2 protein-coding genes are annotated in these 21,831 nt (G+C 64.5%); both read right to left on the bottom strand.

What is annotated here, in order from left to right:
* Nucleotides 1-72: 72 nt before the first annotated feature.
* Nucleotides 73-19,971: a VCBS domain-containing protein gene (locus tag RPF88_RS08835; protein WP_337122190.1), complete on the bottom strand. Its 19,899-nt coding sequence runs from the start codon at nt 19,969-19,971 to the stop codon at nt 73-75.
* On the bottom strand, nt 19,878-20,456 hold the full coding sequence (locus RPF88_RS08830; RefSeq protein ID WP_337122189.1) for a hypothetical protein: 579 nt from the start codon (nt 20,454-20,456) through the stop codon (nt 19,878-19,880). Before RPF88_RS08830 ends, RPF88_RS08835 begins: the two co-directional genes overlap by 94 nt.
* Nucleotides 20,457-21,831: the final 1,375 nt, after the last annotated feature.

The following is a 21,831-nucleotide window of genomic DNA, read 5'->3' as shown; positions in this document are numbered from 1 at the left end:
GCAAGTATCAGATATGAAGCGGGCGCCGGATCAATCCGGCGCCCGCTCCTTATTGGAGCGCGCGGCTTCACGTCACACGAAGTGGAAGTCGTCCGCTGGATTATACGCGACCGCGGTCCGGCCGGTGCCATCGTCAGCGAGCGTAAAGGTGCCCGTTTCGTAAGCGCCGAGCAGGTGGAGCGTGGCGTCATGAGTGCCGTCCGAAACCAGCAGCGTTCCCCCACTTCCGTCCTGGTTTGCCTGATAGATAGCGGATGTTCCGGTGTTGAACAGGATGTCACCGAAATCGATCTTGTCATCACTCGTCATGCCGGCGATGCTGCCGCTGAAATCGAACGAATCGTCCAGCCGCAATGTGCCGGCAGCATCCGCCGCGAAAATGACGTCCGAGGAAGTGGCGGCGTGAAACTCCAGCTGCGACATGTTTCCAATGATGGCATCGCCGTCTCCGGTAACCTGGCCGTCTATCGCGATATCACCCCCATTGGCCCAGATCAGTCCGGAATTGGCGACGGCACCGTTGATCGTCAGGCCACCCGACCCCGTTGCCTCCAGTGTTCCGGAATTGGAGACGGTGCTGCCGCCGGTGTTTATAACCAGCGCGTGGGTGCCGGTGGCGATGATTGTGCACTGATTGTCCAGACCCAGCAGGCCGCCGCCGAGTTGACCGGCGCCGGAGATGGTGTTGTCGATATTGGTCAGAGTGACATCGGCGGCCGTGCCCGAAATCACGTTCGCGTCACTGTCGGACAGGATGATCTGTCCGCCGCCCTGCAGCGTTATGCCGTGCTGGATGAGCTGCAGCAGCGTATCGCTACCGTTCGAGTCGAGCGAGATAAGGCCGGTATTGTTGATCGTGCCGCTCAGCGGCAGCAATGCGCCATCACCGATCGTCATGGTTCCGGCATTGTTGACCACCGGCGTCTGGTCGAAGACAAAATTGCTACCAGTCAGCGCGGCTGAGTGCACGCCATCCAGCATGATCGACTGCCCGTCGCCAAGCGTGATCACCGCGTTGCCGTTGGCGTCGTCGGCCAGGTGCGCCTGGACGTCAGCGAAACTCGCGAAGCCGGAATAGCCGATCAGGTCGATCTTGTCCGCGTCGAAGCTATGCACGGTGTCGTTTCCGATGGGCTGCGAGAAGACAAACAGGTCGTTCCCGCTGGAACCTGTCAGAACGTCGTCGCCGGACCAGGCAAAGATCGGCGAACCCGGCGCGTAAGCTTCGACATTGTCGGTGATCATGGCGAGCCCGGTGCCGCCGGTGGAATCGATCCAGGTTTGCGACATGTGCAGCGAAAGTGCGCCAGCGTAGTCTCCTGGCGAGGTCACGGCGAGCGCGGTGACGTCGTTTGTTTGCACTGACCACGTGCCATCGCCGTTGTCGATGCCCTGGCTGACTGTCCATCCGACGGGAACTCCGCTGATGGATACGCTGATCGAGCCGACATGATCCGCCGGATTTGTCAGGCCAAGGTTGATAGCTTCGCCTGCAGCGCCTGCAGGCGCCACATGCGCGCCGCTGACGTTGGTCAACGTCACATTAGCGAGTTCGACCAGCGTGTATCCGCCGGCGTTGCCATTAGTGGTAGCAGTCTGTTGGTAGACAAAGGTATGATTGCCGATAGCGCCTGATGTCGTGAATGCAACGGTAGAACCTGCGTTGCCAATGTCATTTCCTAAGAGATATTGAACGACAGCGGCAAGACTGCCAGTTGACGTGACGGTCAGCGGAGCGGTGAAAGTGTCTGTACCAAAGAAAGTGGCAATCCCGTTCGTAACATTGTGGGATTGGACAGTATCACCCCCGATCGTCAGGGTTGAATCGCCGGCTCCATTGACGTTTCCGGAAGTTGCTGATGCCCCGACAATTGGCAGATCGAGAATGTCGCCGCCTGCGGTCGTGTTGAAGTCAGTGATGACGTCGTACCCGGATATTGTGCCGCTATTTCCGGCGCCGGCAATCGTCACCGTGGAGTGGCCGGTGTTAATTATGAAAGTGTCAATGCCGCCATTGCCGGTCATTGTATCAGCACCAGTGCCACCGGTGATGCTGTCTGCACCTGAGCCGCCTTTGATTATGTCGATGCCCGACGAGCCGGCAATAGCAAGCGCTTCGCTCTGATTCGTCAGATCAAGAGTCAAACCGGATGCCGTCAGCGTCACTGCTTCTATGTTAACAATTTGTGCGTCGCTGGTGCTGGTGAAATTGGCGCCGACCTGAAGCGTATCACTGTTTGCACCGCCATCGAGCAGGATGTCGCTCTGATCACCAACGATCGTGTCTGTGCCACCACCGCCCATCAGTGTATCGCCGCTGCTCCTTCCAACCAAGATATCGTCCCCATTCCTCCCGACTAGGACATCGTAACCGCCAAGCGATCCACTAACGATAGCGCCCCCTAAATCTTTGTTGCCGTTATTAGATATATCAAGATATGAGGCAATATACGTGCCGGGAGTTCCCGGAGCTCGATATGTTGTGTAAGCGCCGTCGGTTTGAAGGTCTGAGCTGTTCGATGAGTTATCGACGATCAGCTTCCAGACCAACACTCGCCCATCATTAAGGGTAACGGAGAGGAAGTCATTTGCTGCCGATCCAGGTGCCGTAAATGAAATATTACCCCCGGCAATGGTTGCCGTACTGATAAATGCTCCGCTTGAATCCTGTACCCTGGCCGAAGTTATCGAGTTTAGATCGTTGGTAACATCTGAATCGTTGGCGAGCAGCTGGGCGATTGACCAGCTGACGGCGGCGCTCTTAGTGACGATTAATGGCCAATCGGAGGACGTGGGCGGTGGTGCCGCGGTGACCGTCAGATTGACTGCCGCACTCGAGGTCGCCTGCCCATCGCTAACTGTATAGGTAAATGCCTGGAATGTGCTTCCAGAAAAACCCGTATTAGGCGTGTAGGTAATAGTTTTGTCAGCGTTTAGTGTAGCCGTTCCATTAGCGACATTAACCGCCACGCCCACTGTGACAGCCGAGCCATTGATCTGCGTCACGCTCAGTTGAGCATTAGTGTTGTCCACCTCGGTATCGTTGGCCAGCACGGAAATCTGAACTGGTACGTTCTGGGTCGTGGTTGCCGAATCCGCTACCGCCACAGGAGCATCATTGGCACCGTTGATGATGACGGTGAGCTGCGCAGTATCGGTGAGGTTGCCCGGATCCTTGACCGTGTAGGTGAAGGTGTCGGTCAACGTGCCACCGACATTGAGCGCCTGGACGGTGGCATTGCTGTTGTTGACTGCATAGCTGTAGCTGCCGTCGGTGTTGAGCGTCAGCGTGCCATACTGGCCAGCCAGCCCGGTGCCGACCGTGCCGCTGGTTCCCGAGCCGGCCTCGGTGCCGGTGCGGATCGCCGAGACCACCAGCGAGGCGGTGGCGTTGTCGGCGTCGCTGTCGGCACCCGGTCCGGTGGTGATGACGTTGCCGGTCGCATTGCTGCCCGCAGTGCCGTTAGCGATGCCGCCCGCCTCAGTGGCTGAGCCGGCGTCGTCGGCCGCGATCGGCGCGTCGTTGACCGGCGTGACGCTGATCGTGACACTATGCGAGGCACTGCTGTCTGTGCCGTCGCTCGCAACCACGTTGACGGTCCGCGCCGCTGTTGTCGGCGTGTCGCTGGTGTTGTTGTAGACGATGCCGTCGAGGATCGTCTGGTAGGTGGCCTGTGAAGCCGAGCCTGTGATCGACAGAATGCCGGTGCTTGCCGTGTAGAGCACCGTCAGCCCGCTTGCGGCCGCCGTGGCGCTGGCGTTCAGCGACAGGGATTCGACCCCATTGCCATCGGGCCGCGCCGTTAACGTCGCCGTCAGTGACGTCAGGTTCGCCGAGTCGGCATTGGTCACCGTCGCCAAAGGTGCGATCACCAACGGCGTCTGCTCCGTGAACGAAGCCGTCGCGTCATTGCCGGCGCCCGCGCCGTTCAGATCAATGACCGGCGCGTCGTTGACCGGCGTGACGCTGATCGTGACACTATGCGAGGCACTGCTGTCTGTGCCGTCGCTCGCAACCACGTTGACGGTCCGCGCCGCTGTCGTCGGCGTGTCGCTGGTGTTGTTGTAGACGATGCCGTCGAGGATCGTCTGGTAGGCCGCCTTCGCGGCCGAGCCTGTGATCGACAGAATGCCGGTGCTTGCGGTGTAGAGCACCGTCAGTCCGGCGGCGGCCGCCGTGGCGCTGGCGTTGAGCGACAGGGATTCGACCGCGTTCCCATCGGGCCGCGCCGTCAGCGTCGCCGTCAGGGACGTCAGGTTGGCCGAGTCGACGTCGGTTACTGTTGCCAAAGGTGCGATCACCAGCGGCGTCTGCTCCGTGAACGAAGCCGTCGCGTCATTGCCGGCGCCCGCGCCGTTCAGATCAATGACCGGTGCATCGTTGGTGCCGGTGATGGTCACCGAAACCGTGCGATCCACGGTGCCGCCGTTGCCATCGTCGAGGGTGATGGTGAAGGTCTCGACCTTGGTCTGGTCCTTGGCGAGGTACTCCACGTCGCTATCGGCGACGCTGTAGTTCCAGGTGATCACGCCACCCAGGCCGGAGCCGGTGGTGTCGGAGGTGACGCTGGCGGTGAGGGCGCCGAGCGCGCCGGCCGAGGCCGTGATCGTTGGGCTGATGGTGTGGGCGTCGGTGAGGTCGACGTCGGTGAAGGCAATGGTGCCGGTGTCGGTGAGGTTGCCGAGCGGGGTGACCTGCTCGGTGACCGCGCCGGTGACGTCCGTCGCCGCCACGACCGGTGCATCGTTGGTGCCGGTGATGGTCACCGAAACCGTGCGATCCACGGTGCCGCCGTTGCCATCGTCGAGGGTGATGGTGAAGGTCTCGACCTTGGTCTGGTCCTTGGCGAGGTACTCCACGTCGCTATCGGCGACGCTGTAGTTCCAGGTGATCACGCCACCCAGGCCGGAGCCGGTGGTGTCGGAGGTGACGCTGGCGGTGAGGGCGCCGAGCGCGCCGGCCGAGGCCGTGATCGTTGGGCTGATGGTGTGGGCGTCGGTGAGGTCGACGTCGGTGAAGGCAATGGTGCCGGTGTCGGTGAGGTTGCCGAGCGGGGTGACCTGCTCGGTGACCGCGCCGGTGACGTCCGTCGCCGCCACGACCGGTGCATCGTTGGTGCCGGTGATGGTCACCGAAACCGTGCGATCCACGGTGCCGCCGTTGCCATCGTCGAGGGTGATGGTGAAGGTCTCGACCTTGGTCTGGTCCTTGGCGAGGTACTCCACGTCGCTATCGGCGACGCTGTAGTTCCAGGTGATCACGCCACCCAGGCCGGAGCCGGTGGTGTCGGAGGTGACGCTGGCGGTGAGGGCGCCGAGCGCGCCGGCCGAGGCCGTGATCGTTGGGCTGATGGTGTGGGCGTCGGTGAGGTCGACGTCGGTGAAGGCAATGGTGCCGGTGTCGGTGAGGTTGCCGAGCGGGGTGACCTGCTCGGTGACCGCGCCGGTGACGTCCGTCGCCGCCACGACCGGTGCATCGTTGGTGCCGGTGATGGTCACCGAAACCGTGCGATCCACGGTGCCGCCGTTGCCATCGTCGAGGGTGATGGTGAAGGTCTCGACCTTGGTCTGGTCCTTGGCGAGGTACTCCACGTCGCTATCGGCGACGCTGTAGTTCCAGGTGATCACGCCACCCAGGCCGGAGCCGGTGGTGTCGGAGGTGACGCTGGCGGTGAGGGCGCCGAGCGCGCCGGCCGAGGCCGTGATCGTTGGGCTGATGGTGTGGGCGTCGGTGAGGTCGACGTCGGTGAAGGCAATGGTGCCGGTGTCGGTGAGGTTGCCGAGCGGGGTGACCTGCTCGGTGACCGCGCCGGTGACGTCCGTCGCCGCCACGACCGGTGCATCGTTGGTGCCGGTGATGGTCACCGAAACCGTGCGATCCACGGTGCCGCCGTTGCCATCGTCGAGGGTGATGGTGAAGGTCTCGACCTTGGTCTGGTCCTTGGCGAGGTACTCCACGTCGCTATCGGCGACGCTGTAGTTCCAGGTGATCACGCCACCCAGGCCGGAGCCGGTGGTGTCGGAGGTGACGCTGGCGGTGAGGGCGCCGAGCGCGCCGGCCGAGGCCGTGATCGTTGGGCTGATGGTGTGGGCGTCGGTGAGGTCGACGTCGGTGAAGGCAATGGTGCCGGTGTCGGTGAGGTTGCCGAGCGGGGTGACCTGCTCGGTGACCGCGCCGGTGACGTCCGTCGCCGCCACGACCGGTGCATCGTTGGTGCCGGTGATGGTCACCGAAACCGTGCGATCCACGGTGCCGCCGTTGCCATCGTCGAGGGTGATGGTGAAGGTCTCGACCTTGGTCTGGTCCTTGGCGAGGTACTCCACGTCGCTATCGGCGACGCTGTAGTTCCAGGTGATCACGCCACCCAGGCCGGAGCCGGTGGTGTCGGAGGTGACGCTGGCGGTGAGGGCGCCGAGCGCGCCGGCCGAGGCCGTGATCGTTGGGCTGATGGTGTGGGCGTCGGTGAGGTCGACGTCGGTGAAGGCAATGGTGCCGGTGTCGGTGAGGTTGCCGAGCGGGGTGACCTGCTCGGTGACCGCGCCGGTGACGTCCGTCGCCGCCACGACCGGTGCATCGTTGGTGCCGGTGATGGTCACCGAAACCGTGCGATCCACGGTGCCGCCGTTGCCATCGTCGAGGGTGATGGTGAAGGTCTCGACCTTGGTCTGGTCCTTGGCGAGGTACTCCACGTCGCTATCGGCGACGCTGTAGTTCCAGGTGATCACGCCACCCAGGCCGGAGCCGGTGGTGTCGGAGGTGACGCTGGCGGTGAGGGCGCCGAGCGCGCCGGCCGAGGCCGTGATCGTTGGGCTGATGGTGTGGGCGTCGGTGAGGTCGACGTCGGTGAAGGCAATGGTGCCGGTGTCGGTGAGGTTGCCGAGCGGGGTGACCTGCTCGGTGACCGCGCCGGTGACGTCCGTCGCCGCCACGACCGGTGCATCGTTGGTGCCGGTGATGGTCACCGAAACCGTGCGATCCACGGTGCCGCCGTTGCCATCGTCGAGGGTGATGGTGAAGGTCTCGACCTTGGTCTGGTCCTTGGCGAGGTACTCCACGTCGCTATCGGCGACGCTGTAGTTCCAGGTGATCACGCCACCCAGGCCGGAGCCGGTGGTGTCGGAGGTGACGCTGGCGGTGAGGGCGCCGAGCGCGCCGGCCGAGGCCGTGATCGTTGGGCTGATGGTGTGGGCGTCGGTGAGGTCGACGTCGGTGAAGGCAATGGTGCCGGTGTCGGTGAGGTTGCCGAGCGGGGTGACCTGCTCGGTGACCGCGCCGGTGACGTCCGTCGCCGCCACGACCGGTGCATCGTTGGTGCCGGTGATGGTCACCGAAACCGTGCGATCCACGGTGCCGCCGTTGCCATCGTCGAGGGTGATGGTGAAGGTCTCGACCTTGGTCTGGTCCTTGGCGAGGTACTCCACGTCGCTATCGGCGACGCTGTAGTTCCAGGTGATCACGCCACCCAGGCCGGAGCCGGTGGTGTCGGAGGTGACGCTGGCGGTGAGGGCGCCGAGCGCGCCGGCCGAGGCCGTGATCGTTGGGCTGATGGTGTGGGCGTCGGTGAGGTCGACGTCGGTGAAGGCAATGGTGCCGGTGTCGGTGAGGTTGCCGAGCGGGGTGACCTGCTCGGTGACCGCGCCGGTGACGTCCGTCGCCGCCACGACCGGTGCATCGTTGGTGCCGGTGATGGTCACCGAAACCGTGCGATCCACGGTGCCGCCGTTGCCATCGTCGAGGGTGATGGTGAAGGTCTCGACCTTGGTCTGGTCCTTGGCGAGGTACTCCACGTCGCTATCGGCGACGCTGTAGTTCCAGGTGATCACGCCACCCAGGCCGGAGCCGGTGGTGTCGGAGGTGACGCTGGCGGTGAGGGCGCCGAGCGCGCCGGCCGAGGCCGTGATCGTTGGGCTGATGGTGTGGGCGTCGGTGAGGTCGACGTCGGTGAAGGCAATGGTGCCGGTGTCGGTGAGGTTGCCGAGCGGGGTGACCTGCTCGGTGACCGCGCCGGTGACGTCCGTCGCCGCCACGACCGGTGCATCGTTGGTGCCGGTGATGGTCACCGAAACCGTGCGATCCACGGTGCCGCCGTTGCCATCGTCGAGGGTGATGGTGAAGGTCTCGACCTTGGTCTGGTCCTTGGCGAGGTACTCCACGTCGCTATCGGCGACGCTGTAGTTCCAGGTGATCACGCCACCCAGGCCGGAGCCGGTGGTGTCGGAGGTGACGCTGGCGGTGAGGGCGCCGAGCGCGCCGGCCGAGGCCGTGATCGTTGGGCTGATGGTGTGGGCGTCGGTGAGGTCGACGTCGGTGAAGGCAATGGTGCCGGTGTCGGTGAGGTTGCCGAGCGGGGTGACCTGCTCGGTGACCGCGCCGGTGACGTCCGTCGCCGCCACGACCGGTGCATCGTTGGTGCCGGTGATGGTCACCGAAACCGTGCGATCCACGGTGCCGCCGTTGCCATCGTCGAGGGTGATGGTGAAGGTCTCGACCTTGGTCTGGTCCTTGGCGAGGTACTCCACGTCGCTATCGGCGACGCTGTAGTTCCAGGTGATCACGCCACCCAGGCCGGAGCCGGTGGTGTCGGAGGTGACGCTGGCGGTGAGGGCGCCGAGCGCGCCGGCCGAGGCCGTGATCGTTGGGCTGATGGTGTGGGCGTCGGTGAGGTCGACGTCGGTGAAGGCAATGGTGCCGGTGTCGGTGAGGTTGCCGAGCGGGGTGACCTGCTCGGTGACCGCGCCGGTGACGTCCGTCGCCGCCACGACCGGTGCATCGTTGGTGCCGGTGATGGTCACCGAAACCGTGCGATCCACGGTGCCGCCGTTGCCATCGTCGAGGGTGATGGTGAAGGTCTCGACCTTGGTCTGGTCCTTGGCGAGGTACTCCACGTCGCTATCGGCGACGCTGTAGTTCCAGGTGATCACGCCACCCAGGCCGGAGCCGGTGGTGTCGGAGGTGACGCTGGCGGTGAGGGCGCCGAGCGCGCCGGCCGAGGCCGTGATCGTTGGGCTGATGGTGTGGGCGTCGGTGAGGTCGACGTCGGTGAAGGCAATGGTGCCGGTGTCGGTGAGGTTGCCGAGCGGGGTGACCTGCTCGGTGACCGCGCCGGTGACGTCCGTCGCCGCCACGACCGGTGCATCGTTGGTGCCGGTGATGGTCACCGAAACCGTGCGATCCACGGTGCCGCCGTTGCCATCGTCGAGGGTGATGGTGAAGGTCTCGACCTTGGTCTGGTCCTTGGCGAGGTACTCCACGTCGCTATCGGCGACGCTGTAGTTCCAGGTGATCACGCCACCCAGGCCGGAGCCGGTGGTGTCGGAGGTGACGCTGGCGGTGAGGGCGCCGAGCGCGCCGGCCGAGGCCGTGATCGTTGGGCTGATGGTGTGGGCGTCGGTGAGGTCGACGTCGGTGAAGGCAATGGTGCCGGTGTCGGTGAGGTTGCCGAGCGGGGTGACCTGCTCGGTGACCGCGCCGGTGACGTCCGTCGCCGCCACGACCGGTGCATCGTTGGTGCCGGTGATGGTCACCGAAACCGTGCGATCCACGGTGCCGCCGTTGCCATCGTCGAGGGTGATGGTGAAGGTCTCGACCTTGGTCTGGTCCTTGGCGAGGTACTCCACGTCGCTATCGGCGACGCTGTAGTTCCAGGTGATCACGCCACCCAGGCCGGAGCCGGTGGTGTCGGAGGTGACGCTGGCGGTGAGGGCGCCGAGCGCGCCGGCCGAGGCCGTGATCGTTGGGCTGATGGTGTGGGCGTCGGTGAGGTCGACGTCGGTGAAGGCAATGGTGCCGGTGTCGGTGAGGTTGCCGAGCGGGGTGACCTGCTCGGTGACCGCGCCGGTGACGTCCGTCGCCGCCACGACCGGTGCATCGTTGGTGCCGGTGATGGTCACCGAAACCGTGCGATCCACGGTGCCGCCGTTGCCATCGTCGAGGGTGATGGTGAAGGTCTCGACCTTGGTCTGGTCCTTGGCGAGGTACTCCACGTCGCTATCGGCGACGCTGTAGTTCCAGGTGATCACGCCACCCAGGCCGGAGCCGGTGGTGTCGGAGGTGACGCTGGCGGTGAGGGCGCCGAGCGCGCCGGCCGAGGCCGTGATCGTTGGGCTGATGGTGTGGGCGTCGGTGAGGTCGACGTCGGTGAAGGCAATGGTGCCGGTGTCGGTGAGGTTGCCGAGCGGGGTGACCTGCTCGGTGACCGCGCCGGTGACGTCCGTCGCCGCCACGACCGGTGCATCGTTGGTGCCGGTGATGGTCACCGAAACCGTGCGATCCACGGTGCCGCCGTTGCCATCGTCGAGGGTGATGGTGAAGGTCTCGACCTTGGTCTGGTCCTTGGCGAGGTACTCCACGTCGCTATCGGCGACGCTGTAGTTCCAGGTGATCACGCCACCCAGGCCGGAGCCGGTGGTGTCGGAGGTGACGCTGGCGGTGAGGGCGCCGAGCGCGCCGGCCGAGGCCGTGATCGTTGGGCTGATGGTGTGGGCGTCGGTGAGGTCGACGTCGGTGAAGGCAATGGTGCCGGTGTCGGTGAGGTTGCCGAGCGGGGTGACCTGCTCGGTGACCGCGCCGGTGACGTCCGTCGCCGCCACGACCGGTGCATCGTTGGTGCCGGTGATGGTCACCGAAACCGTGCGATCCACGGTGCCGCCGTTGCCATCGTCGAGGGTGATGGTGAAGGTCTCGACCTTGGTCTGGTCCTTGGCGAGGTACTCCACGTCGCTATCGGCGACGCTGTAGTTCCAGGTGATCACGCCACCCAGGCCGGAGCCGGTGGTGTCGGAGGTGACGCTGGCGGTGAGGGCGCCGAGCGCGCCGGCCGAGGCCGTGATCGTTGGGCTGATGGTGTGGGCGTCGGTGAGGTCGACGTCGGTGAAGGCAATGGTGCCGGTGTCGGTGAGGTTGCCGAGCGGGGTGACCTGCTCGGTGACCGCGCCGGTGACGTCCGTCGCCGCCACGACCGGTGCATCGTTGGTGCCGGTGATGGTCACCGAAACCGTGCGATCCACGGTGCCGCCGTTGCCATCGTCGAGGGTGATGGTGAAGGTCTCGACCTTGGTCTGGTCCTTGGCGAGGTACTCCACGTCGCTATCGGCGACGCTGTAGTTCCAGGTGATCACGCCACCCAGGCCGGAGCCGGTGGTGTCGGAGGTGACGCTGGCGGTGAGGGCGCCGAGCGCGCCGGCCGAGGCCGTGATCGTTGGGCTGATGGTGTGGGCGTCGGTGAGGTCGACGTCGGTGAAGGCAATGGTGCCGGTGTCGGTGAGGTTGCCGAGCGGGGTGACCTGCTCGGTGACCGCGCCGGTGACGTCCGTCGCCGCCACGACCGGTGCATCGTTGGTGCCGGTGATGGTCACCGAAACCGTGCGATCCACGGTGCCGCCGTTGCCATCGTCGAGGGTGATGGTGAAGGTCTCGACCTTGGTCTGGTCCTTGGCGAGGTACTCCACGTCGCTATCGGCGACGCTGTAGTTCCAGGTGATCACGCCACCCAGGCCGGAGCCGGTGGTGTCGGAGGTGACGCTGGCGGTGAGGGCGCCGAGCGCGCCGGCCGAGGCCGTGATCGTTGGGCTGATGGTGTGGGCGTCGGTGAGGTCGACGTCGGTGAAGGCAATGGTGCCGGTGTCGGTGAGGTTGCCGAGCGGGGTGACCTGCTCGGTGACCGCGCCGGTGACGTCCGTCGCCGCCACGACCGGTGCATCGTTGGTGCCGGTGATGGTCACCGAAACCGTGCGATCCACGGTGCCGCCGTTGCCATCGTCGAGGGTGATGGTGAAGGTCTCGACCTTGGTCTGGTCCTTGGCGAGGTACTCCACGTCGCTATCGGCGACGCTGTAGTTCCAGGTGATCACGCCACCCAGGCCGGAGCCGGTGGTGTCGGAGGTGACGCTGGCGGTGAGGGCGCCGAGCGCGCCGGCCGAGGCCGTGATCGTTGGGCTGATGGTGTGGGCGTCGGTGAGGTCGACGTCGGTGAAGGCAATGGTGCCGGTGTCGGTGAGGTTGCCGAGCGGGGTGACCTGCTCGGTGACCGCGCCGGTGACGTCCGTCGCCGCCACGACCGGTGCATCGTTGGTGCCGGTGATGGTCACCGAAACCGTGCGATCCACGGTGCCGCCGTTGCCATCGTCGAGGGTGATGGTGAAGGTCTCGACCTTGGTCTGGTCCTTGGCGAGGTACTCCACGTCGCTATCGGCGACGCTGTAGTTCCAGGTGATCACGCCACCCAGGCCGGAGCCGGTGGTGTCGGAGGTGACGCTGGCGGTGAGGGCGCCGAGCGCGCCGGCCGAGGCCGTGATCGTTGGGCTGATGGTGTGGGCGTCGGTGAGGTCGACGTCGGTGAAGGCAATGGTGCCGGTGTCGGTGAGGTTGCCGAGCGGGGTGACCTGCTCGGTGACCGCGCCGGTGACGTCCGTCGCCGCCACGACCGGTGCATCGTTGGTGCCGGTGATGGTCACCGAAACCGTGCGATCCACGGTGCCGCCGTTGCCATCGTCGAGGGTGATGGTGAAGGTCTCGACCTTGGTCTGGTCCTTGGCGAGGTACTCCACGTCGCTATCGGCGACGCTGTAGTTCCAGGTGATCACGCCACCCAGGCCGGAGCCGGTGGTGTCGGAGGTGACGCTGGCGGTGAGGGCGCCGAGCGCGCCGGCCGAGGCCGTGATCGTTGGGCTGATGGTGTGGGCGTCGGTGAGGTCGACGTCGGTGAAGGCAATGGTGCCGGTGTCGGTGAGGTTGCCGAGCGGGGTGACCTGCTCGGTGACCGCGCCGGTGACGTCCGTCGCCGCCACGACCGGTGCATCGTTGGTGCCGGTGATGGTCACCGAAACCGTGCGATCCACGGTGCCGCCGTTGCCATCGTCGAGGGTGATGGTGAAGGTCTCGACCTTGGTCTGGTCCTTGGCGAGGTACTCCACGTCGCTATCGGCGACGCTGTAGTTCCAGGTGATCACGCCACCCAGGCCGGAGCCGGTGGTGTCGGAGGTGACGCTGGCGGTGAGGGCGCCGAGCGCGCCGGCCGAGGCCGTGATCGTTGGGCTGATGGTGTGGGCGTCGGTGAGGTCGACGTCGGTGAAGGCAATGGTGCCGGTGTCGGTGAGGTTGCCGAGCGGGGTGACCTGCTCGGTGACCGCGCCGGTGACGTCCGTCGCCGCCACGACCGGTGCATCGTTGGTGCCGGTGATGGTCACCGAAACCGTGCGATCCACGGTGCCGCCGTTGCCATCGTCGAGGGTGATGGTGAAGGTCTCGACCTTGGTCTGGTCCTTGGCGAGGTACTCCACGTCGCTATCGGCGACGCTGTAGTTCCAGGTGATCACGCCACCCAGGCCGGAGCCGGTGGTGTCGGAGGTGACGCTGGCGGTGAGGGCGCCGAGCGCGCCGGCCGAGGCCGTGATCGTTGGGCTGATGGTGTGGGCGTCGGTGAGGTCGACGTCGGTGAAGGCAATGGTGCCGGTGTCGGTGAGGTTGCCGAGCGGGGTGACCTGCTCGGTGACCGCGCCGGTGACGTCCGTCGCCGCCACGACCGGTGCATCGTTGGTGCCGGTGATGGTCACCGAAACCGTGCGATCCACGGTGCCGCCGTTGCCATCGTCGAGGGTGATGGTGAAGGTCTCGACCTTGGTCTGGTCCTTGGCGAGGTACTCCACGTCGCTATCGGCGACGCTGTAGTTCCAGGTGATCACGCCACCCAGGCCGGAGCCGGTGGTGTCGGAGGTGACGCTGGCGGTGAGGGCGCCGAGCGCGCCGGCCGAGGCCGTGATCGTTGGGCTGATGGTGTGGGCGTCGGTGAGGTCGACGTCGGTGAAGGCAATGGTGCCGGTGTCGGTGAGGTTGCCGAGCGGGGTGACCTGCTCGGTGACCGCGCCGGTGACGTCCGTCGCCGCCACGACCGGTGCATCGTTGGTGCCGGTGATGGTCACCGAAACCGTGCGATCCACGGTGCCGCCGTTGCCATCGTCGAGGGTGATGGTGAAGGTCTCGACCTTGGTCTGGTCCTTGGCGAGGTACTCCACGTCGCTATCGGCGACGCTGTAGTTCCAGGTGATCACGCCACCCAGGCCGGAGCCGGTGGTGTCGGAGGTGACGCTGGCGGTGAGGGCGCCGAGCGCGCCGGCCGAGGCCGTGATCGTTGGGCTGATGGTGTGGGCGTCGGTGAGGTCGACGTCGGTGAAGGCAATGGTGCCGGTGTCGGTGAGGTTGCCGAGCGGGGTGACCTGCTCGGTGACCGCGCCGGTGACGTCCGTCGCCGCCACGACCGGTGCATCGTTGGTGCCGGTGATGGTCACCGAAACCGTGCGATCCACGGTGCCGCCGTTGCCATCGTCGAGGGTGATGGTGAAGGTCTCGACCTTGGTCTGGTCCTTGGCGAGGTACTCCACGTCGCTATCGGCGACGCTGTAGTTCCAGGTGATCACGCCACCCAGGCCGGAGCCGGTGGTGTCGGAGGTGACGCTGGCGGTGAGGGCGCCGAGCGCGCCGGCCGAGGCCGTGATCGTTGGGCTGATGGTGTGGGCGTCGGTGAGGTCGACGTCGGTGAAGGCAATGGTGCCGGTGTCGGTGAGGTTGCCGAGCGGGGTGACCTGCTCGGTGACCGCGCCGGTGACGTCCGTCGCCGCCACGACCGGTGCATCGTTGGTGCCGGTGATGGTCACCGAAACCGTGCGATCCACGGTGCCGCCGTTGCCATCGTCGAGGGTGATGGTGAAGGTCTCGACCTTGGTCTGGTCCTTGGCGAGGTACTCCACGTCGCTATCGGCGACGCTGTAGTTCCAGGTGATCACGCCACCCAGGCCGGAGCCGGTGGTGTCGGAGGTGACGCTGGCGGTGAGGGCGCCGAGCGCGCCGGCCGAGGCCGTGATCGTTGGGCTGATGGTGTGGGCGTCGGTGAGGTCGACGTCGGTGAAGGCAATGGTGCCGGTGTCGGTGAGGTTGCCGAGCGGGGTGACCTGCTCGGTGACCGCGCCGGTGACGTCCGTCGCCGCCACGACCGGTGCATCGTTGGTGCCGGTGATGGTCACCGAAACCGTGCGATCCACGGTGCCGCCGTTGCCATCGTCGAGGGTGATGGTGAAGGTCTCGACCTTGGTCTGGTCCTTGGCGAGGTACTCCACGTCGCTATCGGCGACGCTGTAGTTCCAGGTGATCACGCCACCCAGGCCGGAGCCGGTGGTGTCGGAGGTGACGCTGGCGGTGAGGGCGCCGAGCGCGCCGGCCGAGGCCGTGATCGTTGGGCTGATGGTGTGGGCGTCGGTGAGGTCGACGTCGGTGAAGGCAATGGTGCCGGTGTCGGTGAGGTTGCCGAGCGGGGTGACCTGCTCGGTGACCGCGCCGGTGACGTCCGTCGCCGCCACGACCGGTGCATCGTTGGTGCCGGTGATGGTCACCGAAACCGTGCGATCCACGGTGCCGCCGTTGCCATCGTCGAGGGTGATGGTGAAGGTCTCGACCTTGGTCTGGTCCTTGGCGAGGTACTCCACGTCGCTATCGGCGACGCTGTAGTTCCAGGTGATCACGCCACCCAGGCCGGAGCCGGTGGTGTCGGAGGTGACGCTGGCGGTGAGGGCGCCGAGCGCGCCGGCCGAGGCCGTGATCGTTGGGCTGATGGTGTGGGCGTCGGTGAGGTCGACGTCGGTGAAGGCAATGGTGCCGGTGTCGGTGAGGTTGCCGAGCGGGGTGACCTGCTCGGTGACCGCGCCGGTGACGTCCGTCGCCGCCACGACCGGTGCATCGTTGGTGCCGGTGATGGTCACCGAAACCGTGCGATCCACGGTGCCGCCGTTGCCATCGTCGAGGGTGATGGTGAAGGTCTCGACCTTGGTCTGGTCCTTGGCGAGGTACTCCACGTCGCTATCGGCGACGCTGTAGTTCCAGGTGATCACGCCACCCAGGCCGGAGCCGGTGGTGTCGGAGGTGACGCTGGCGGTGAGGGCGCCGAGCGCGCCGGCCGAGGCCGTGATCGTTGGGCTGATGGTGTGGGCGTCGGTGAGGTCGACGTCGGTGAAGGCAATGGTGCCGGTGTCGGTGAGGTTGCCGAGCGGGGTGACCTGCTCGGTGACCGCGCCGGTGACGTCCGTCGCCGCCACGACCGGTGCATCGTTGGTGCCGGTGATGGTCACCGAAACCGTGCGATCCACGGTGCCGCCGTTGCCATCGTCGAGGGTGATGGTGAAGGTCTCGACCTTGGTCTGGTCCTTGGCGAGGTACTCCACGTCGCTATCGGCGACGCTGTAGTTCCAGGTGATCACGCCACCCAGGCCGGAGCCGGTGGTGTCGGAGGTGACGCTGGCGGTGAGGGCGCCGAGCGCGCCGGCCGAGGCCGTGATCGTTGGGCTGATGGTGTGGGCGTCGGTGAGGTCGACGTCGGTGAAGGCAATGGTGCCGGTGTCGGTGAGGTTGCCGAGCGGGGTGACCTGCTCGGTGACCGCGCCGGTGACGTCCGTCGCCGCCACGACCGGTGCATCGTTGGTGCCGGTGATGGTCACCGAAACCGTGCGATCCACGGTGCCGCCGTTGCCATCGTCGAGGGTGATGGTGAAGGTCTCGACCTTGGTCTGGTCCTTGGCGAGGTACTCCACGTCGCTATCGGCGACGCTGTAGTTCCAGGTGATCACGCCACCCAGGCCGGAGCCGGTGGTGTCGGAGGTGACGCTGGCGGTGAGGGCGCCGAGCGCGCCGGCCGAGGCCGTGATCGTTGGGCTGATGGTGTGGGCGTCGGTGAGGTCGACGTCGGTGAAGGCAATGGTGCCGGTGTCGGTGAGGTTGCCGAGCGGGGTGACCTGCTCGGTGACCGCGCCGGTGACGTCCGTCGCCGCCACGACCGGTGCATCGTTGGTGCCGGTGATGGTCACCGAAACCGTGCGATCCACGGTGCCGCCGTTGCCATCGTCGAGGGTGATGGTGAAGGTCTCGACCTTGGTCTGGTCCTTGGCGAGGTACTCCACGTCGCTATCGGCGACGCTGTAGTTCCAGGTGATCACGCCACCCAGGCCGGAGCCGGTGGTGTCGGAGGTGACGCTGGCGGTGAGGGCGCCGAGCGCGCCGGCCGAGGCCGTGATCGTTGGGCTGATGGTGTGGGCGTCGGTGAGGTCGACGTCGGTGAAGGCAATGGTGCCGGTGTCGGTGAGGTTGCCGAGCGGGGTGACCTGCTCGGTGACCGCGCCGGTGACGTCCGTCGCCGCCACGACCGGTGCATCGTTGGTGCCGGTGATGGTCACCGAAACCGTGCGATCCACGGTGCCGCCGTTGCCATCGTCGAGGGTGATGGTGAAGGTCTCGACCTTGGTCTGGTCCTTGGCGAGGTACTCCACGTCGCTATCGGCGACGCTGTAGTTCCAGGTGATCACGCCACCCAGGCCGGAGCCGGTGGTGTCGGAGGTGACGCTGGCGGTGAGGGCGCCGAGCGCGCCGGCCGAGGCCGTGATCGTTGGGCTGATGGTGTGGGCGTCGGTGAGGTCGACGTCGGTGAAGGCAATGGTGCCGGTGTCGGTGAGGTTGCCGAGCGGGGTGACCTGCTCGGTGACCGCGCCGGTGACGTCCGTCGCCGCCACGACCGGTGCATCGTTGGTGCCGGTGATGGTCACCGAAACCGTGCGATCCACGGTGCCGCCGTTGCCATCGTCGAGGGTGATGGTGAAGGTCTCGACCTTGGTCTGGTCCTTGGCGAGGTACTCCACGTCGCTATCGGCGACGCTGTAGTTCCAGGTGATCACGCCACCCAGGCCGGAGCCGGTGGTGTCGGAGGTGACGCTGGCGGTGAGGGCGCCGAGCGCGCCGGCCGAGGCCGTGATCGTTGGGCTGATGGTGTGGGCGTCGGTGAGGTCGACGTCGGTGAAGGCAATGGTGCCGGTGTCGGTGAGGTTGCCGAGCGGGGTGACCTGCTCGGTGACCGCGCCGGTGACGTCCGTCGCCGCCACGACCGGTGCATCGTTGGTGCCGGTGATGGTCACCGAAACCGTGCGATCCACGGTGCCGCCGTTGCCATCGTCGAGGGTGATGGTGAAGGTCTCGACCTTGGTCTGGTCCTTGGCGAGGTACTCCACGTCGCTATCGGCGACGCTGTAGTTCCAGGTGATCACGCCACCCAGGCCGGAGCCGGTGGTGTCGGAGGTGACGCTGGCGGTGAGGGCGCCGAGCGCGCCGGCCGAGGCCGTGATCGTTGGGCTGATGGTGTGGGCGTCGGTGAGGTCGACGTCGGTGAAGGCAATGGTGCCGGTGTCGGTGAGGTTGCCGAGCGGGGTGACCTGCTCGGTGACCGCGCCGGTGACGTCCGTCGCCGCCACGACCGGTGCATCGTTGGTGCCGGTGATGGTGATGGAAACGACCTGCGTTGCCGTCGAGCCGTGGCCGTCGTTGACCGTTACGGTATAATGCTCGACCACGCTCTGGCCGGCAGCAAGGTACTGTGAAGCCCCGTTGTTGAGGGCGTAGTGCCACTGGACCGAACCGCTGGCGGCGTTTGCGGCTTCACTGACAGCGTCGAGCGAGAAGGTGCCGAGCGCAGTTTCGCCGGCGGTCGAAACAAACGAAGCGGTATGGCCGTCACTGAGATCGACGTCGTTGAACGCAATCGTGCCGGCGGCGTTGAGCGAGTCGGTCGGCGAAGGCGTCGTGTCGGCATCTTCGACGACCGCGCCAACCTGTGCGCCGCTGGTGATCGAGACGATGTCGTTGGTGCCGGTGATGGTGATGGAAACGACCTGCGTTGCCGTCGAGCCGTGGCCGTCGTTGACCGTAACGGTATAATGCTCGACCACGCTCTGGCCGGCAGCAAGGTACTGTGAAGCCCCGTTGTTGAGGGCGTAGTGCCACTGGACCGAACCGCTGGCGGCGTTTGCGGCTTCACTGACAGCGTCGAGCGAGAAGGTGCCGAGCGCAGTTTCGCCGGCGGTCGAAACAAACGAAGCGGTATGGCCGTCACTGAGATCGACGTCGTTGAACGCAATCGTGCCGGCGGCGTTGAGCGAGTCGGTCGGCGAAGGCGTCGTGTCGGCATCTTCGACGACCGCGCCAACCTGTGCGCCGCTGGTGATCGAGACGATGTCGTTGGTCCCGGTGATGGTGACGGTCAACTGCGCGGTATCCGTGAGCCCGTGAGGGTCACGGACGGTGTATGTAAACACCTCAGTGACTGTCACCCCGTCCGCGAGCGAGTTGGTGTCCACATCGCTGTTGTTGAGCGTGTAGGTATAGGTTCCGTTCGCATTCAAGGTCAGTGAGCCATAAGTGCCCACTAATGCAGATCCGACCGTGCCGGCACTTCCAGATCCGGATTCAGTACCTGTCCGGAACGCCGACACGACCAGCGATGCCTGACCGTCGTCGGAATCCGTGTCGTTAGCCAGCACATTACCTGACGCCATGGGATCGCCGGGAAACGGTGTATTCCCCGGGCCAACGCCAGCCTCTCGCACGAGATCAGCTCCATTGGTATCGTTGACGCCGACGGGAGAGGTTGGGTCCGCTCCGTAGCGCACCTGCTCAATCGCGGAGACCTTGAGGTTGATCGTAGTGAATGTGAATTCTGCTTGACCTGCCTGGCCAGTATTGGCGTTCGAATTTGCTGCGATGAAGGTGCGAAACTTGGCAATTTCAGCGTCAAACGCCGTCATAAATAACGAGTCGGCCAGTTGAGCATTGCTCAGGTAGATAACGAGCGTATCAATCTCGGCGGTGCCTTTCGCAGCATTGCCGTTACCGCCGTCGTAGATGTCGTAACCGGAAAAGGCTGTTTGTCCGGCGATTGTACCTGTGCCGTAAATCTGGGTTCCAATCTTGTACTGGTTTTCCCAAGCTCGATAGATAAGCGTGTCCGCTCCCGATCCGCCCAGAACCGTATCGAATCCGCTGCCGCCATCGAGCGTATCGGCGCCTGAACCGCCGTTCAGGCGATCGTCTCCCGCCCCTCCTGACAGCACGTCGTCGCCGCTGCCGCCGACCAGATTGTCGTTGCTGCTTGTGCCAATGGTAGTTGCCATGCCCCGCCCCTATCGCCCTTGTTGTTGTTGTTGTCACTCATGGGAATTGCCGGCGCCGTCGCGCCGCTTACCAGATTGTCGCTCAAAAATTGCAAACCTATTCGGGCAAGTTCGCCTTCGCCCACAAACGGCTTGATCCTGGGCTGAGCACCAGGACCAGATGAGTTCGCATTCGGACCAATGACATTCGTACAGACGCCAAGCGCCAACGATCGCGAGTCCGCCGGATACCGGATGTCGGATGGATCTTGGCAATCGGCAGACGCGGAGTTCATATCGGTTGAGGGGGAAAACTCATTGTCGATGGAGCAAAGTGCGATTCCGGCTAAATCGTTGCTCAACACATCGAGAGCAATAACGGTCAGTGGTGTAGAAATGAGGATGGTCGCATTTTCGGCAAAACTACATACATCGCCTCCGGTCGGCGTTGTATTTGGAAATGATGTTTTGGCTCCGTTGGCATCCGTGCTTTGACAAGAAGCCATTTAACCCCACCCCTTTTACTCGTACACGAGACAGATGCCCTCCACATCTGTTCACTGCCGCATTGACAGATTAGTCTTTCTCCACCTGAACAGTACGATCGACATGCGAATTTTGGCGTCCAGTCGCAGCAAGGCCACAGTGCCGCGATCAGCCAGACATCAACATGTCGTCCGAGTGTAAGGCTTGACCACAACATGTAGCCGGCGACGAATCTGGCAGCCGCGCTGCGTTTCCTTTAGTCTCCATGACGCCCTTTCCCGGCCTGCCGGTCAGGACCATTTTTTAGAAGGCGCTTATATTAACATATTCTTAACGCCAATGAAGAGTAAGCGTCAACATCCAAATGGATGAACAGTTAACGCTGTCGATGTAATTAGCGTTGCGGGCTGCGGACCTGGGGCATGCGGCTGGCGACTAAACGAGGTCACAAGCACGCCGTCGTCGCCTTGGCGCGCAAGTTGGCGCCGATCATGCACCGCATCTATGGACCGGCTCCGCTGTGCAAGGGAATTCGAGACGAGGTGGCCTATTTCGAACGAAGTATGCTCCAGCCGTGGCAGTGGCAGGCGCGTGTCGAACCAGCGGCCGATACCGGTCTGGGGCTTGTAGGTGGAATGTCCCTCGCTCATTGAACTGTCCCTTCTCTCAGTCGATACGAATCTTGGTATCGGAAATGAAATGGAACACCGGGATCGCCATGTTCTCCGGCGCCTTCAATTTCCTGCCTGGTGCGGTGGCGCACGACGGCCGGCTTGCCGCGCCATTGCAAGACCATCGATGTTCCTGGTATCAGCGAAGAGACGGCGACCTCGACCGAAGCAAATGCCTCCGCAGGCGACGCTAGTTCGGCGATCTTTCGTGTTTGCAAGGATTGGTCATGATGACGGTCCCGTTGGTGATCAATATTTGACAGACCCGGCTGACGGGGTAGGCACTCCTGACCTGAAACTAGTTGGCAGGCCCGCATTTGGAGACGGATGAGTTGGGGTGCGGCCCACCTATTCATCGTTCTTTGTTTGTATTAAGTCGTCGCACTGCTATTTTAAGTGGGATTATAATGGAGGAGGGGATAAACGTGCATATAATCAAATATGTCTTATGCGCGCTCGTTATCGGTCTCTCTTTGGTCGGATGCGCTTGCAAGAAAAGCCTACCGCAATCCGGAGACAACATGTCGAAAGCCACCAAATCAGAACTTCTTTGCAAGCCCGTTGGCGCAAAGTGCTCGAGCGATGACGAATGTTGCGACAAACTTTGCAATACCTTTTCAGGCGGATCCTTCAAATGTGAATAGGATTGCGGCGATAGAACTTCATACACGGCTCGCCCTCCCCAAAGGCGGGCCGTTTGCGTTTCATTAGCAAGTCCTGATAC

The organism is Mesorhizobium sp. ISC11, assembly GCF_037162595.1.
GTDB lineage: Bacteria > Pseudomonadota > Alphaproteobacteria > Rhizobiales > Rhizobiaceae > Mesorhizobium > Mesorhizobium ciceri.
The sequence above is the reverse complement of the archived record's forward strand: the minus strand, read 5'-3'. Positions and strand labels throughout refer to the sequence as shown.